The sequence below is a fragment of the Collinsella aerofaciens genome, assembly GCF_039752985.1.
GTDB lineage: Bacteria > Actinomycetota > Coriobacteriia > Coriobacteriales > Coriobacteriaceae > Collinsella > Collinsella aerofaciens_BT.
On sequence record NZ_JBDMHA010000016.1, the window covers coordinates 1 to 18,406 of the forward strand.

Sequence of the window (18,406 nt, forward strand, 5' to 3'; positions counted from 1 at the left end):
GTAATGGCACCATTCGAGTCAATAACACATGAAGCGCTGAAGCAGAGGGAGCACTTTGGATTAGCATCCAGTGCTGCAACCTCAGACTCAAGAGCCCCGGGTAACAAAATATCATCCTGAAAGAGGAAATGAATATACTCGCCAGAAGATTTCTCAATGGCATTATTCCAGTTTCCAACAAGACCGAGATTACTGGCGTTTCTAAATACCTTAATTCGAGAATCCGTAAGCTTGGAAACAATCTCAAATGTTCCATCAGTTGACTGATCATCGAAAATTAATAATTCGAAATCGCGGAAAGACTGGCTTAACACCGAATCAATTGCCTTCAAAATGTACTTAACACCATTAAAACAAGGCATCAACACACTAACTTTAGGCATCCTTGTCCTCCTTATCGGACAAAAATTCCTCAATAAAATAGCGAGGACGATGCTTCGTCTCCATATAAGTCTTTCCAACGTACTCGCCGATGACACCCAAAGCCAAAAGTTGAAGTCCGCCAAGACACCAAATTGACATAATAATGCTTGTCCAGCCAACTTGTACATCGCCAATAAAATGACCAATTAAAAGATATACAAGTGCAAATAAACTAAAAATAGAAATGATTAAACCGGTGAGAGTAATTATCCTAATCGGTTTAGTACTAAAAGACGTTATACCTTCAAAAGCAAATGACAGCATTTTACCGAGCGTGTATTTAGATTCGCCGGCAAACCGTTTCCCTCGCGAATAATACACGCAGCAAGATTTGAAACCAACTAAAGGAACCAAACCACGAAGAAATAGATTAACCTCACGGAATTGAGACAATGCAAGAACAGCACGCTTGGACATCAATCTATAGTCAGCATGGTTATAAACAGCATCGACACCCAACGAAGACTGTAAGCGATAAAAAGACTGTGCGGTAAAACGTTTTAGAAAGGAATCGCTAGAACGATCATTTCGTACACCATATACAACTTCATAGCCTTCGCGAGCTCTTGAAACCATTTCATCAAGCGCATTGATATCATCTTGTAAATCAGCGTCCATCGATGCTATTAAATCAGCAAACTCCGCTGCCTTGTGTAACCCAGAAAGTAAAGCCTTCTGATGGCCACAATTCCTAGAGAGCTTAAGTCCACAGAATAAGGAATTAGACTGATGAAGACTTTCGATGATCTCCCAAGTCTTATCGGATGACCCATCGTCAACTAACAAAACCTTACTGTTCGCATTAATCTGAGACAATTTTACTAAAGTGGAAAACTTCTCAAAAAGCCTTTTAGAGGTTTCCCGCAAAACGCTCTCCTCGTTATAACAAGGAACCACGAGATAGAGAATCGGCAATATGTCCATCTTTGTCATGCAAGCACCTATCACTTAAATGCCCAATACTTACTTAAAATATAATTAAGAGGATAAGTTACAAACAAGTTAAGCAGTGGACCAAGAATAGAAGAAATTCCAAGCACACTAACCCAAAAGTACAAAAGGATGTTGTTGATAATCAATCCAGTAAAAGCACTCGAAGCAAGTAGCTTGGAAAAACTTGAAATAAGTGAACTCAAATCAGATCTCTCATTATCAAAAACATATTTATTGTTCCAATAGAAGGAATTGATGACACCAGCAAAATATGAAACTATATTGGCGACAATATAGTTCACTCCAATAAAAAGGAGTGCCGCGTAGACTAAGTAAGAAACGATTGTATTTGAAAGTCCAACAATCGAAAACTTCAGAAATTGAATCACCGAATCTCGTTTCATTAAAGACCCTTTTCCTACTGTTATCTATAAAGGACATAAACAAAACAAGAGGTTCCATCATCGATTTGAGTATATCCAGGCAGTTTTTTAAAACCACTATATCCTAGTTCATCTTTCAGTTGAGAAAGAACCTCTTCTTCGCAGTCGTGATTATTCATGTAAACAACCAGATCATCAGAATCAATATAATTTCTATCGCAAAAACTGCTAATAGCTTTCTGATCAGGAATCAGCGCATGAATGCGAGACAATTTGGCAACTTCTAGTAGCTTCGCAGTGAGCTGATAGTAATCATAAGAGACAAAGAGTCCCGTTGAACCCGCGTACTTCTCTACTGCGGCTTCATTGTCAGCAGATTTCGGATATAAATACAAAGCATTGGAAGAAAAGAAAACAGAATCTGCAGCAATAATTGCGCAAACAAATACAACAGAAACTAAAATAGTGCCCCGAAAATTGAAATCAGTATTATTTCTATAGCGAATTTGCAAATATCTAAATAGATACAAGAACATTCCAAATCCAAATAACAGTAATCCTGGATATGCCAAGCATATGTATCTTGACGAAGTAAAAGGAGATACATAGCAAGCTGTGACGTAAAAAACAAGGGATGAATTAAATAATAAAACTATATAAATCGACTCAGGATGCTCACGATTAATTTTTTTATTCCATAGCAAGTAGAAACAAAGGGCAATTGACAAACAGAAGCAGGCAATCAAAAGAAGCCTTGATCCGAAGAACAAATCAACGGACGACGACCCTAGAAATTGCCAAATTCGTCTAAGCAATACCATTACCCCTGATTGCGATGAGGCCGATTCGACATAGTGATTCCCAAACATGTTGCTTAATGCTGGAGGAAATATGATAAATGACAGACAAACCGATAAGACAATCGTGACTCCATATTTAAAGGAGAACCTCCACCCTTTTCTTGCCCAAAAATAAATAGTAAAAAAACAGGAAACAAAAAAGAGATAAATATAGAAATAGAAATGAGTTAAAAACCCCAATAAAGAAATAACAAATAGGCGGAAATAAACCGATCGATTGGCGAAGGAAGCATTAAACATATCGAATAACGCATCAAGAAATGCTAGGGCAAGTGTCACCAATAACAGATACATTCGAATGTAGGTCACTAGATTTAACGCTATGGGACAGAAAGCCCAAAGAGCCATTAAAATTAGGGCGACTGGCTTACTCTGAAACACTTTGTAAGAAAGCTTAAATAAAAATACTAAGCTGAGTGAATAGAAACATAGATTAGGAACCAAGCCAAACCATTTGCTAAATTCATTCGGAAACAGTGAGCAAACGGTATGAATAATGAAAAAATAGAGAGGAGGATGTGCGTCATTACTCAGATTATATAAAACCGAATCAAACCGAAACACATGCCCTGTATCAACTGTCAAATAAGACTGAATGAACGTAGGATCCATCCAGTTGGCATCCATATTGTTTTCCCAAAAAATATGTGGAAAATAAAAACTATTCGAGAGACCGAAAGTCCACAGCTCGTCAACATGAAACCCTGTTTTCAAATTGCAATAATAAATTGCGACTAATAGCGCAGCCACAAACATTACAGCAAATAAAACGCCATAAAACTTGCATCGTTTTGCACATGAATTCATAAACGAGTCCCTATAATTAATTAGTAGCTAAACTAAAGGAGTTTACGAAAAATCATAAACTCCTTCAAGATTAAACTAATACAGTTGGACTAAACCACTGAATTACTGCAATAGCGGATAGATGATAGACTTGCATCACTTACTATTTATCAACCAACTTAACCTCAATCGCTTCCATATGTAGGGCCTCTCCAGTTGTACCTGCGCACTCGCCCGATTTAACCCAATCGAGCCAACCCTTACCCTGCACATGCGCCCTATAGACAACGTCATAATGCTTGGCGAGATCACCCGTAAGCTTAATTTCTACAGCTTCAATAGAAAGAGACTTGCCCGTGGTGCCGGCCAGCTTGCCGTTCTTGACCCACTTTTGCCAGCCGATATTCTGAACATGAGCTCGATATTCGATGTTACCGGAATACCCGAGTTCGGGCTTGCTAATAGCCAACGCCTCAACAGCAAGATTTCGACCAGTTGTGCCCGCCGTCATGCCCTCATAAACAGGTTCCTGCCAACCAAGATTTGAAACATGAGCCTTTATTGAAAAAGTTTTCTGAATAGAGGGCTGACTCGTATCCCCTGGTGCAGGCGAACCCTTTTCAACCAAAACGACCTGGTATGCCTCGAGCCTCAAGCCAAACCCAGTCGTTCCGGCAACTTGATCATTGCAGGCCCAGCCAAGCCAGCCCTTGTCCTGAACATGAGCGCGATAGTAAACGTCATAACGATTGGCCATCTCACCAGTAAGTCGAATTTGGATAGCCTGGACAGACTTGCTCTGACCAGTAGTACCGGAGACTTCTCCCTCTTTCACATAGTCTTGCCAACCGTAATCGGAAACATGCGTCCTGTACTCCAAGCTGCCATCGTAGGGAGCATTCTGCAGATTGAGAGTTATAGCCTCGACAGCTTTGGACTGACCAACGGTGCCAGAAACATTTCCGCCCTTGGAAGCCGACTGCCAACCGTCATTCGAAACATGCGAAGTTGCCAAAACATCAAGCGAGCCTCGTGACACCTTGACGACGTCGTAGCCCGACTCGTCCTTCTTGAAATAAGTCAGAGCGCCGCTATTGTGCGAATAAATAGCAAAGTCGTAATTTGCCGAAGCAAGGATGGAATCCGAAAATTCTACGAGATAGCAAGAGTCACCCTGCTTGCAAAGGGATCTGATTGCAGCATCCGTGTCTTCGGTAACCGGAGAAGCAAACCAATCCATAATCGAATAATCGATAACGGCACCCGGCTTCAAGGCCTCGGCCTTCGTTGAATTCCAAAGTCCACCAGCAGCATCGGCGCTGGCCGAGTTATACGTACTAGACCCATATCCAGACAGACCGATCTCCGGATTAAAGAAGAGAATCAGCTCTGCAGCAACGGAAGAATCGACATCGGTAATGCCCAGACGGTCAAGCTGCTCCTGCTTTTGGGGATACATGCCCGTCGGCGTGTTTGGATGTCCCTTGTAATAATACAAATAGTCATCGCCATAGATAACCTCGGTCAAGTTGGCATAGTCATCGAAATTCTGCTCGTAAGTAACATACGTTCCAAGCAGCATCATTACCTTTTTGCCCTGTTGAGTCGCCGCATCAAAATAGCCATCGTTAAAGTTGTACAGGGCCTTAAACGCTTGGACTGTATCCTCTCCCCTATTCTGCAGGCTCGTAAGCATGCTCGAAACGTTCATCTTCTTAACGTTAGGATCGGATGCGATCTTATTCGCAAAGGCATTATCGTCACCGCTCGTAAACAGATTCGTTCGAGTCATCCGCCACTGAGTGCCGGGCTCAATACTCAGCACGGCATACATAGAATCCCAGTGATCGTGATAATCGCTATACGACATTGAGACTTCACCGGTTTCGTATTCCTTATTCTTGGCAGCGTTCCATAAAGCAATCAGCTCCGCTTGCTTAGAATCTGGATCCTTAACATCGAAAGCCTCGTTGGTAAAAACATACGTGGCAGATCCATCCGACAACAGCCGAATGGAGTATTGGCCAGTGGGAATCTTATTGGCGTAAATCATCCTATGAATCAACGAACAGGTGATGTCATTGATATACAGATTGAACTTTGCCTTGGGGTTGATTTTATAGAGAGCAGCGACATAATCCGCGAACGCCTGATAGCTCGAACTAGAAGCATTTTCCTCATGAGTCAGATACGGAAGACCATACATCCCGGATGGAAGCGAGTTCCAGTTATAGGCACCTGGACGATCGAGCATTACGATCGACGGAATGGTCGTTCCAGCAGAAGAGGTGCTGATATCCCAGAAAGATAGCGAATAGAGAACAACGGGGAAAGAAGCACTCAAAGGGGCAAGGTTGTACTCGCTCGCAGAAATGCCAATTGACTGATGGTCCTCATGAACGATGTTTCCGTTCTTCAAATACTGCAACGTAACGTCAAACGGACCATAATCGCTAAAGTCAATTTCACTGGAGCTAGAGCCCAGGTCTCCGAATGCAATCGTGCTGGAAACAGATCGGGTAACCTTCCCTCCATACGACATGAAGCCAGACACCTTTACCGAATCAGCAATACCGAGTCGTTTTATATCCTCGACCTGCGGAATATTCAGGGTTACTTTAGTCGTCTCCCCAACCTGAGAAAGAGAGCAATTAAAGACATACGGGACATAGGCTCCAGCAGTATCGCCGGGCGCCGCTTCGCCCTTCTTTACAATGACGATCTGTATTGCTTCAACGGCATAAGACCAACCGGTGGTTCCCGCAGTCGACCCATTTGAGGCCCATCCAAGCCAACCGAAATTAGAAGCATGAACGCGATAATACAGGTCATAAGAAGTTGCTCTTTCACCCGTCAGCTTGAGCTCGACGGCTTCAATCTGAAGGCCCTTTCCCGTTGTGCCGGAGACGGCTCCATTAGAAACCCAATCCTGCCAGCCTTCATTTTGAACATGAGAGCGGTATTCGATACCAAGGTCTTCTGAATTAGGGAGAGTAACCCTGAGCGCCTCAAGCCTACGAGACTGGCCCGTTGTGCCAGAGGTCGAACCATTCGATGTAAACGTCGACTCCCAGCCAATGCCTGAAATGTGAGATTTATAGCTGACGTCCGGGGCCGCCTCTTTGGGCTCCACGGCAACATCAATCGAAGGCGCCGTTTCATCGGCTGCAGCAGCAGTTTGATCCGAGGAGTCGGATTGTGTCTCTGGAACGGATTCATATTCGTTGGCACCAATATTTTGATCCGCCCAACAAGCCAAAGGGCTCAAAAGCAGCATCGACATGAAGCAGGAAATCAGAACAACAAATGCTCTAAATTGCCTTTTCAAGAGAATCGCCTCCTAGATAGACAGCCGTCAATAACCATACTATCGGGAGTTAGCTTCATTAAGGCCACCAATTAGGTGAACGAAGAAATAGAAGCCCCATCCAAAGGCAAGGGCCCTTTCCGTTGCCAAGTCAACGGCAACAGGAAAGGGCCCCTAACAAACTCTCGGCGTTTACAGGAATAACTAGTAGATTACCACCTTGGTAGCAAGAGGCACGTTATCCCAAATCCATTTAGCGCGACCGATGGGCAAACGCACGCAGCCTTGTGAAATATGCATTCCCATCCGGCTGTCCATGGGATTAAAAGTTCCCTGGTAATACGGTATTGAATGGAACAGGTAGTCCCCGTAAAACTGCGTATAGTAGTAGCAAGTATACCCATGTCCAAACGAGTAGCCCTTGCCGGTGACGGTATACTCACCCGTAGGCGTTGGAGTACTAGGGGCGCCGGCAGAGCAAGTCCAGTATTGAGCATAACTCCACGACCCGCGCTGTCCACGAAAAACTCCAAGGCGGCATGCTTGCCTGTCAACCATAATGAGCCAGTTTGTATTGCTCGAATATCTATTAGCCCGATTAAGCATGGCCATCATGTCGGCAGGCAGCAAAGGCTGATCGGTATACGGACGCCCAGTTGAACCGGGAGCTCCAGCACCCTTAGGCACAATCGTCACTTGAACCGACTCGATCCTATATCCAATCTTGGATGTGCCCGCAGGTTGCCCATTAGAAGTCCAATCGAGCCATCCAAAGTCTTGGCAATATGCCCGATACCAGACATCAAAGTAGTTCGATAAGCCACCGGTCAGCCTAATCTTAATAGCCTCGATACGCTTTGCGCGGCTTACCGTTCCAGCGATATCCCCGTTGGAAGTCCAGCTTTGCCAACCGACATCCTGCACATGGGCGGAGTACTCTATACCGCCCGATACGCTAGTGGAGACATTTAGCTTCAGAGCCTCAATCGCAAGTGCCCTACCGGTCGTGCCCGCGACATCGCCGTTGCCAACCGGATTCATCCAACCAAGCGTGGCGACATGCGCCTGGAGCGTTAGGGCTGGTGCCGTGATAAACGCGGGCGCAGACGACGCGCCTGGATCCCCGCCTTTCGCAACAAGTTCAATTTGGACAGCTTCTATCTGGATATTAAGCCCGGTAGTTCCAGCGGAATCGCCGTTTTTTGCCCAACCCAACCAACCATAGCCCGCCGAATGAACTCGATAGTAAATGTCATACTGATTCGCGAGGGAACCATTTAAGCGCAGCTCAAGAGCCTGAATGGCCAATCCTTGTCCAACGGTCCCAATATAACCGGAAGATCGCCATTCCTGCCAACCAATATTGGCAACATGTGCTCTTGCCTCAATTTGAGAATCGTCATCCACACCGGACAACGACACATTCAAAGCTTGAAGAGAAAGCGATTGTCCCGTTGTGCCGGTTACCTGCCCATCAAATACAGAAGGAGACCACCCACGGTTAGCCGAATGAGCCTGATATACAACGTGAGCGCAATCGGCGGAAGTATCGGAAACAAATGCTCCGTCCGTTATTCCGGGAGCGCCGCCGCCTTTACTGACAATCCTTACTTCGACAGTCTTAAGGAATGAACCCGATATCGTTGCCCCTGCATCCGCGCCATTGCATGCCCAACCAAGCCATCCTTTTTTGGAGTCAAAGCAGCGATACCAAATGTCATAGGCATTAGACAAATCTCCAGTAAGAGCCAATCTCACCGCCTTTAGAACACGCCCATCGTTTTTAGAGTTAAGCGCAGCACCGTCAGAAACAGCACCGCTCCATCCGCCAAATTCAAAAAAGCCGGAATAGTCAATTGAGCCTAAAATCTCTTGATTATCAAACGAAATGGAGAGCGAGGTTAAAGGTTCAGAGCCGTTCTCGGAGCCCAATAGGATTGATTTGCCTTGTACGGAGCCCAGGCTTTTACCGTTAAGACCAAGCGAGCTCCCGCTTAGAACATCCGTAGCTCCAATGAAATGGTTCAACGTATCGCCGGGAGCAGAGCCGCTTTTTTCGACCAATAAAATCTGAACACCCTGAATGGCGGCACCCTTCCCCACCGAGCCCGCAGGAGACCCGTTAGACGTCCAGCCCAGCCATCCGCCCAATTTGGAAGCATACACACGGTACCAAATGCCATAAGTTGCAGATATCTCGCCGTTCAGCTTAAACTGAACGGCCTCAATGGACCGAGACTGCCCGGTCGTGCCAACAGCACCTGAAGACCAGCTTTGCCAACCAACACCAGACACATGTGCGCGAGAGGAAATGGAGCCTCCGCGGCGATACCAATTAACGCTAAGCGACAGCGCCTCAATTGCATTTCTTGAGTCAATAACCCCCGATGTCTTTCCGTCCGCGACAGCGCCCATCCATCCAACATTAGAGACATGAGATCGATAGGAAACGGTAGGCGGTTCCTGAGAATGATCCCTAAAGGCATCGCCTCGCGTTGGCGCATCTTGAGCATTTTTTGGAAGCACCTTAATCTGAATAGCTTCGATCTGACAAGCATAGCCCTGCGTTCCAGCAGGCTCACCATTTGAGGCCCAGCCAAGCCAACCAACATTTGCAGAATGAACGCGATACCAAATGTCATACGAATCAGAAAGACCGCCCGACAAAGATAGCTTGATCGCCTCGATGGCTCGCGACTGTCCAACTGTTCCAGATGTCTGCCCGTTACCCACCGGCTGAGACTCCCAGCCGATCCCGGAAATGTGAGATTGGACCGAAATGCTATCATTCCCCAGCGGGGTGCCATCCTGTGAAAGCAAATTAATCTTGAGGGCTTCGACGCGCTTAGCACGGCCTGTAGTGCCCGCCGTCATTCCATTTGAAACGAGAGCTTGCCAGCCAATATCCTGTACATGAGTCTGGTATGAAACAGAGCCAAACACAGTGGATGCATCATTTTCGGGTTTCGCCGAATCAGTTGCATTGGAGGCAGGCTCGCTAGAAACGGATGAGGGAGAATCGTTGTCTGACACAGTCGGCTGCTCGACTTCAACCCCCTGCTGTTCGTCATTTAAGACAAAGCTCTCGTCTTCCAAGCTGCTGGCAGAACTATCGATATAATCAGTGGATTCCGGTTGCACAGGTAAAGAATCAGCCCAGACGGAAAGGGGCGTCAGAAGACACTGAAGGATCAGTAATGGCGTCATTGCCGTTGCTAGCAGTCGTTGCGTCTTTTTCATTCGACTCCCCCATCAATCGACCATCTTTAGCATCATTATTTATCGTTTCGGCAATTGCTTAAATACCGAAAACGCGAATGGCACTCAAATAGAAACGAACGGACCGTTGCAAAACGATCCGTTCGTTTTAATCAGAGTATCTGCCAGAACCTGTGTGAAGACATGACCTTCGATCAACTATGCAAGCGGCACGTTGTCATACCAACCCCATTTTGGCTTATATGAGGTGGAATAATAATTCAACCAGTACGCCATATCGAGCGTCCTGATCCGACCGACATTATCCATAACCTGGTTATTACCGATGTAGAGACAAACGTGACCGTAAATGCTGCCCATGCGTGTATGCGTATGCGAAGGAACGGCAATGACCATTCCGACTTTCAAATGAGAATAATCGGTATATTTACAGTAATCCCAGTAGTAATCGCAGGCATCTGTATGGACATTCCTAAATCCGGCACGCTCATAAATGTCTGCAATCCACTCAGAGCACAAACCAGGACCAGGAGACGGCACCTGTCGGGCAAGATCTACAATTTTCTTCTGCATGGGATTTGCAAACGCGGTTGGTTCCCCAAGCAAACACGGCGAAACGGTGCTCCCGGGGGCATTGGCGCCCTTCCTCGTAAGTCGAACTTGGATAGCTTGGACATGGGCCCCATAGCCAGTACTACCGGCAACGGAGCCATTTTTAGTCCAACCAAGCCAGCCGACGTTATCGACATGGACCCTGTACCAAACATCAAAATAGGTTGCCAAGTCACCAGAAAGAGAAATTTTAATAGCCTCAACCGAATTGGATTCAGCGGTAGACGAAAGCTGCACTCCGTTTGACTTACCAGACGTCCAGCCCACATTCGAAAGATGCAGTTGATAATTAATCCCGCCGGCAACAGATGAAGTAGTTTTAGCTGAAAACCCGGTGATGGGAATTCCCTGACCGGTTGTACCGGACACCTCTCCAGCGGGGACAGAATTCTGCCAAGCACCTTTCACCTGAGAGGAATACGTCACCGTAGGTAATTCAAGATGGGAATACCCCGATGTATCAGGATGGGAGGTGCCCTTCTTAATGAGCTTAATCTGAATAGCTTCGAGAGAACACGACATACCGGTGGTGCCGGCCTCCTCGCCGTCCTTGGCCCAGGCCATCCAGCCGATGTTGGAGGCGTGGACGCGGTAGTAGACGTCGTAGCCCTTCGCGAGGGAGCCCGTGAGCCTCAGGCGCACGGCCTCGACGGCGCGTCCCTGGCCGGTGGTTCCGCCCTCGGAGGCCGAGGGGGTGTCCCAGCCCTGCCAGCCGATGCCAGAGACGTGGGCGTCGATCTGGACGGAAGAGCCGTCCGAGTAGTCGGAGCTGTCGAGCGAGAGCTTGAGGTCCTCGAGGGCGAGGCCGCGGCCGGTGGTGCCGGCGGTCGCGCCGTCCGAGACGGCGCCCTGCCAGCCCACGTTGGAGACGTGGGCCCGATAGGTCAGGGACATGGGCTTCTTCTTGAAGGCGTAGTCGACGTTGGCGCCGTCGGAAGAGGGGGCGGCGTCGCCCTTCTTGACGAGCCTGATCTGGACGGCCTCGACGCTCCTGCCGAAGCCCGTGGTGCCGGCCTCCTCGCCGTCCTTGGCCCAGGCCATCCAGCCGATGTTGGAGGCGTGGACGCGGTAGTAGACGTCGTAGCCCTTCGCGAGGGAGCCCGTGAGCCTCAGGCGCACGGCCTCGACGGCGCGTCCCTGGCCGGTGGTTCCGCCCTCGGAGGCCGAGGGGGTGTCCCAGCCCTGCCAGCCGATGCCACTTACATTGGCGTTAATTTGCACAGAGCCATCTTCAACGGGATTCAAGATGCTGACTTTAAGATCCTCCACTGATTTAGATTGCCCCGTTGTGCCAGCCGTAGATCCGTCGCGCTTACTGCTCATCCAGCCAATATTCGAGACATGCGCCTCATACTGAATATGCATCTTGCTGTCATCTACGTTCAGAAGAGAACCGTTGAAGCAGTAGTTCATGTCACAACGTCCGTTAACGCCCGGGACATTGCCGCTGTTTGAATACTGCCAGAAACTGTAGCTGCCAGCATAATCGCAACGCCAATTATATTGAGCGACCCAATGGTCATAACCGCTCAGAGACGGACTATCCAAGTAGTTGTTGAGCCAGTTAAGGTTCGCATAGATACCCGACTTAAAGCCAACGGCCTCCATACGGTTGCAAAAAGCCTGCGCAATCTGAGCGAGCTTATCTTTGCTGAAATTCGGATCCTGCAAGATATAGTTATCCTCAAGATCGTAATAAACGGGAAGCGACGGATGATGGCCACCGAGCCAAGCAAGCGTTCGATCGGCTTCTTTATTTGCATCCGCAACAGATCGAGCATAGGAGTAGTAGTAGACGCCATAAGGAATACTGAGGCGCTCACATTCAGCAGCGTTCCTTTCAAAGGAATCGTCAGGCTTTCCATAAACAGGCCCAACCCTGAGGATGGCAAAATCAATCCCTGCGGCCTTAACCATATCCCAATCAACGGTCCCCTGGTAATTACTGACGTCAATACCGCGCGCAATAGCACCATTGGGCAAAGGATCGTCAGTTAAAGACTGCGCATCGATGTCGCCATTGTCAGAATCGATAAGCACGCCGTTTTCGAAACGCCAAGAGTTCGGTTCCAAAGAGTCCGTTTCGCAGGAATTCATCTCAGTGGAATCATCGGCTGGGACCTCACCGTTTGACTCGTCAACACCAGACTCTTCGACGCCAATGCTAAGTTGCTCGCCCGAATCAGAATCTGTTTCCCCATCAGGACGAGCAGCATTTGCGTCGTCACCATACCATTCGGTTACACCCTGAGAATCCGAAGCATCGTCCTGCGTTCCCTGAGAACTTGTACCTTGAGATTCGCACTCGTTCGATGTTTGCGAGACCGACTGCGAAGCAGCGGCGGCCTGGACCGACAGCGCATACGCACTGTAAGGCTGGATGATTTGAGACCAGCCCATTAATAGCGTACAAGCCAAAGCAGCAGACGCTTTGAGACGTTTCATGTATATCCCCCGAGACATTGGTCACATGTAAAGACACGAATGGTTGCTATATTACCGCACTTCCATACAGACATTTAAAGCTTAGAAAAGCACCAGTCAGCATGCAGTCAAAAAGAGGCGCTCCTGCAACGGAGCGCCTCAACAGACTCTATGCGAAAGGCCTAGCGGCACCGATTACCCGACCTGGAGCATTGACCGAACGCTCGGTCACACCGATCCCCGGCCACGAATCGATAATTCGACCGTTTCCGATATAGATTCCAATATGGCCCTGGTAGTAGACCACATCTCCCCTCTGCAAAGCAGAGGTGCTAACCGGCATAAACGTGTTGTTGCGATACCAGTTCATGGAGTTGTAGGTTTGCTCGGGCAGCCAACGATGGTTATAGGGGTTATACCAACCCATATCCATGCCTGTCGCATACAGACATTGCAGTACCAAGCCCGAGCAATCAACCGCATCCCCCGGCCAAGAAGACCAAGGCTCAATATAACGCGTCCCAATATATTCCCGAGCACGCTGGACGAACGCATTGATGCAATCCTGTCTTGAAGCGTTATAAGGAATTCGAGAAGGCGAGACATACGTGAAATAACCGGTGCAATACGAAGGAAGCTGTACGCTATTGCAACTAACCTTTGGATAAGATCCCGGAGTCTGATACCCCATATAACGATAGGTCTCAAAATACGAATCAGACGTAGAGCCTGGTGCAGAAGCGCCCTTGGGGACAATCTTTACCTGTAAAGCCTGAACAGGAATGCCAAGCTTCGTGGTGCCCGCCGGTGATCCATTTTTAGTCCAGCCAAGCCATCCGTAATTTGACACATGGACGCGATACCAGACATCAAAGTAATTCGAAACGTCGCCAGTCAAGTTAATCTTCACGGCTTGGATTTGTTGTCCCTGTCCAACGGTTCCCGCTGTGGCCCCATCTGAGACAGCAGATTGCCAGCCGATATTGGATACGTGGGCGGAATACGAAATGCCACCGTTCATGGAGATTTCGGAAAGCGAAAGCTGCATGGCCTCCATCGCACGGTTCTGTCCAACTGTTCCGGCAACACCGCCATTGCCGACAGGCGCTTGCCAGCCAAGACCGGAGCAATTCGCCTTTGCAGATAGCTCGGGAAGCTGGATCAACGCAGCATGGTCTTGAATGGGAGCGTCGGACGAACCCTTGGCAATCAACTTAATTTGAATTGCCTCGGCTTGCTTAGACAGCCCGACGGTGCCGGCTACAGCGTCATTTTTAGCCCAGCCAAGCCAGCCATAATCCGCCGCATGGATACGGTAGTAAATATCGTATTTTGAAGCGTCTTTGCCGGTAAGTCTTAATTTGACCGCCTGAATTGCGAGACCCTTGCCAACAGTGCCAGCATAGGAAGCACCCGAGACGTATGGCTGCCAACCGATATTCGCAACATGTGCCGACACTTCAACTGAGGCATCAATGCCTTGCGTTGCGACATACAATGCCTGCAGAGAACGAGACATGCCCGTCTGGCCCGCAATCTCACCATTGCCAACGGGAGTCAACCAGCCCGCAGAAGCAACGTGCGCCTGAGATACAAGACCGATTCCAGACGTTTCGATAAACGCATTGGCAGTGGAGCCAGGCGAAGGCTGACCCTTACTTACGAGTGTAATTTCAATGCCGCACAAACCAGAAGAACCACCAGAAACGCCACATGCCTGACCATTTGACGTCCAGTCTGTCCAACCATTACCGGAATCGCATACTCGATACCAAATGTCGTAATTAGTAGCGAGCTGGCCGCTCAGCGACAACTTAATCGCCTTAACAGGAGCTCCTGATACCGCTTTGGCAGCACCGCCATCCGTTGACGAAGCGCCCCAGCCTGAATACCCATCCATAACGGAATAAGAAATAGACCCGCTATCAGTTTGACCGGCAACGCTCAGGGCAATAGAGTTCAGCAGTTTAGCGCCCTTGCCTCCGATTGTGGCCTTTTGACCAGAAGAGGAGCCAAGGCTCTCCCCGGAAACGGCCAATCCGGAAACCGTAACAGCATCTAGATCCCCAATAAAAACCTTGGTCGTAGAGCCGGGCGCCGCTCCACCTTTCTCCACGAGAACCACTTTGACCGCTTCGATAGCCCTGCTCTTACCGGCAGAACCAGCGGCAGCACCATTGCAGGCCCAATCGAGCCATCCTATACCCGAGACATGAGCACAGTACCAAATGTCATATTTATCGGCAGCCTCGCCGGTCAAGCGAATCTGGACGGCCTCAAGGCGCTGAGACTTTCCAGTCGTACCGCAGAGCCCTTTAGACCACTGCTGCCAGCCAACATTCGAGACATGGCCACGAAGCTCAATAGAACCCGAGTGACCATACCAGTCAAGCTGGGCTTCAAGAGCTTCCATGGAAAGGCCCCTACCAGTTGTCCCCGCAACAGATCCGCCGCCTACGGGAGACATCCAGCCAATATTCGATGTATGCGAGCGAACGGAAATCGAAGCGGGATCATCGCTACGGTTCTTAAAAGGACAGGTAGTGTCGCCCGGGGCGGGGTCGCCCTTGGGCAGGACCGCGACCTGGACGGCCTGGACGGCGCGGCCGTAGCCAGCCGATCCGGCGTCGGCGCCGTCGCACGCCCAGCCCAGCCAGCCGAACTCCGCGGAGTGGACGCGGTACCAGACGGTGTAGCGGGCGGACAGCTCGCCGGACAGCCTGACCCTCAGGGCCTCGACGGCGCGGGACTGGCCGGTCGTGCCGGCGGTGCCGCCGTTGCCGACGGCGGGCTGCCAGCCGACGTTCGAGACGTGGGCCTCGACGGATATTGCGTTTGCAAGCTGCTCTTGAGAGGCTGTTCCATCCACTTCGAGTGAGATTTTGAGTGCCTCGAGATTAAGGCCCCTACCCGTCGTTCCGGCAACCTTACCCGAACTAACCGGATCCATCCAGCCGATATTCTGCACATGGGCAGAAACAGTTACGTTTTTGACGGTCAGCTGATTGCTTACGACAGAATCGTCAGCAACGACCTCGCTTCTACCTTCGGATGAACCCTGTTGCGTGTCTTGAGACTCGTTAACAACAGGGGACGCATTCAACTCATGCCCCTCAGAGTCTGAACCATCATCAATAGCGTTCGAGTCCTCAGAATTCAAGTTAGTTGAGTTAGTAGATCCGTTAACTGAATAATCAGCATATGCAGCAGTCACGGTCCACGATTGGCTCATGAGCAACACGGCAGCCATGAGAATGGAAACGGACATATCAAAGAGACGTCTCACGATTCCACCTTCCTTCATCTATAGACGAACCTACTTAAGGACAACCGCTTGGGCTCCTCGTTGCGAGTATAACGAAGCGATGCGTTGGGCGGAGTTAGAGACATAGCCAGCGAGTGAATCAGCAATGTAAACGGTACCCAGGGAACGATTAAAGCCCCTAAGGACGACGGTATGGGAATTGGTATAGGTTCGATAGACCCTTCCGCCATAGGCCTGGGTCGCATAGCAACTTCCCAAGTTTTGCATACCAATCGTTGACCAGATAATAACGGGATGCCCGGCTTCCAAATAGGAATAAAGATCATAGAAACCAGTGCCCGTGACGTCATACGCCCGCAAACTGCTTCCACGACTAATCAAAAAAGAATTAGCCGTGTTGGTCAAGCCGGGAGCGGATATGCAGTTTCCGTTCGAAGCACTATGCGGATTACCCCAAAACGCCGTCACAAAGTCCCAGTTGCTCTTAGGCATATACGCATCTGCAATAACGGTTTTGCCCAGCCCAAATCCGTAATAGTTGAGCGCATTAGTCAATGCAACGGACTCGCAACCAGTCGGAAGCTCAGGATTCTGAATTGTACAAGGAACGTTGAGGACAACCGAATTCGGATGCAAGGGTCGATCCCTGTACGCGCCCTCCGTGGGGCCCGGTGCCGCCGAGCCCTTCGCGAGGATGCGGACCTGGAGCGCCTCGACGCGGTAGCCGATGCCGGTCGTGCCGGCGCGGGCGCCGTCGCTGGCCCAGCCGAGCCAGCCGTAGTCCTGCACGTAGGCGCGGTACCACACGTCGTAGTACTCGGAGAGGCCCCCGGTCAGGCGCATCTTGACGCACTCGACCGCCCTGCCCTGGCCGGTGGTGCCGGCCACGGCGCCGCCCGATACCTCGTCCTGCCAGCCGACGCCGGAGACGTGGGCGCTGTAGGACAGGCCGCCGGAGACCGGCGAGGAGACCTCGGCCGTGATCGCCTCGACGGCGCGGGACTGGCCGGTGGTGCCGGCGGTGCCGCCGTTGCCGACGGCGGCCTGCCAGCCGACGCCAGAGACGTGGGCCCTGAGGCTGAGCGAGGGGACGGAGAGCTCGGCGGGGGCGCCCGACGAGGGGGCGTCGCCGCCCTTCTCGACGAGGACGACCTGGAGCGCCTCAGCCTGGACGCCGAGGCCCTCGGTGCCCGCGGCCTCGCCGTCCTTGGCCCAGCCGAGCCAGCCGTAGCCCGCCGCGTGGACGCGGTACCAGACGTCGTAGGAATCGGAGACGGGGCCGGAGAGGGACACCCTCACGGCCTGGACGGCGCGGCCCTGCCCCACCGTGCCGGCGTAGGAGGGGGCGGAGGCGGCGTCCTGCCAGCCGATGCCGGCCACGTGGGCCGCGACGGAGACGGAGCTCCCCTCGCCCGCCCCCTCGAGGGAGGCGCGCACCGCCTGGAGCGCGAGGCCCCTGCCGGTCGTGCCGACGTCCTCGCCGCCGCCCACCGCCTGCAGCCAGCCGCGCTCCGCGACATGGCCCTGCAGGACGAGCGCCGGACCGGAAGCGGTGCCGGAGACGAAGGCCCCCTCGGTCGGGCCGGGGGCGGCGCCGTCCTTCGCGACGAGGGCGACCTGGACTGCGGTGAGGCCCGAGGCGCCCGACTCGACGCCGGAGGGCTCACCGGAGCTCGCCCAGCCGGTCCAGCCGCGCGCGGAGTCACAGGAACGGTACCAGACGTCGTAGCGCTCCGCGAGGCCGCCGGACAGCCCGAAGCGGACGGCCTTGAGCTGCAGCCCGCCGCCCGAGGCGCCTAGCTGCGCCCCGTCGGAGCTGGGCTCCCCCTGCCAGCCGGAGCCGAGCAGGAGGCCGCGGTAGCTGACCGACCCGTCGGACTCGAGGTTGTCGACGGTCGCGGCGACGGAGCCCAGCACGGGGCCGCCCTCGGAGCCGAGAGTCAGGACCCCGCCGGAGAACGACGAGCCCGCCGGCGAGCCGGAGACGGAGAGAGCCGAGCCGGACAGGCGCTCACCGGCGCCGCGGAAGGCGCCGCCGGCCGGGCCCGGCGCGGCGCCGCCCTTGGGGACGAGCACGACCTGGACGGCCTGGACGGCCTTCGCCAGGCCCACCGTGCCCGCGGACGCGCCGTCCTTGGCCCAGCCGAGCCAACCGTAGTCGGAGCAGTGCACGCGGTACCACACGTCGTAGGAC

9 protein-coding genes are annotated in these 18,406 nt (G+C 51.3%); all 9 read right to left on the reverse strand.

All coding sequences use genetic code 11. The features are described from left to right. Positions 1-383 (reverse strand): glycosyltransferase family 2 protein (locus tag ABHR76_RS03440; RefSeq protein ID WP_346976796.1); only part of this gene is annotated, 383 nt, incomplete at its 3' end. Continuing rightward, entirely contained in the window at positions 376-1,356 is a 981-nt protein-coding gene (locus ABHR76_RS03445) for a glycosyltransferase family 2 protein (protein ID WP_117776177.1), read from the reverse strand. The genes ABHR76_RS03445 and ABHR76_RS03440, both read right to left, overlap by 8 nt. Before the next feature lie 11 nt (positions 1,357-1,367). Beyond that, on the reverse strand, positions 1,368-1,760 hold the full coding sequence (locus ABHR76_RS10100; protein ID WP_118406019.1) for a GtrA family protein: 393 nt from the start codon (positions 1,758-1,760) through the stop codon (positions 1,368-1,370). Positions 1,761-1,780: 20 nt separating this feature from the next. After that, a complete protein-coding gene (locus ABHR76_RS03450) occupies positions 1,781-3,406 on the reverse strand; it encodes a glycosyltransferase family 39 protein (protein WP_215693357.1) in 1,626 nt (541 codons plus the stop codon). Positions 3,407-3,548: 142 nt separating this feature from the next. Further along, positions 3,549-6,713 carry a hypothetical protein gene (locus ABHR76_RS03455; RefSeq protein WP_346976797.1) on the reverse strand — a complete coding sequence of 1,055 codons (3,165 nt, stop codon included), beginning with the start codon at positions 6,711-6,713 and terminating at the stop codon, positions 3,549-3,551. A gap of 183 nt (positions 6,714-6,896) precedes the next feature. Then, positions 6,897-9,932 (reverse strand): L,D-transpeptidase family protein, encoded by a 3,036-nt coding sequence (locus ABHR76_RS03460; RefSeq protein WP_346976798.1) that lies wholly within the window; start codon positions 9,930-9,932, stop codon positions 6,897-6,899. Between the two features lie 177 nt (positions 9,933-10,109). Next, positions 10,110-12,968, reverse strand: a complete 2,859-nt coding sequence (locus ABHR76_RS03465) for a GH25 family lysozyme (protein WP_346976799.1) — start codon at positions 12,966-12,968, stop codon at positions 10,110-10,112. Positions 12,969-13,116: 148 nt separating this feature from the next. Then, the gene (locus ABHR76_RS03470) at positions 13,117-16,251 is read right to left on the reverse strand and encodes an NlpC/P60 family protein (protein WP_346976800.1); all 3,135 of its coding nucleotides are present in this window, start codon (positions 16,249-16,251) and stop codon (positions 13,117-13,119) included. Between the two features lie 12 nt (positions 16,252-16,263). Continuing rightward, positions 16,264-18,406 (reverse strand): C39 family peptidase (locus ABHR76_RS03475; protein ID WP_346976801.1); only part of this gene is annotated, 2,143 nt, incomplete at its 5' end.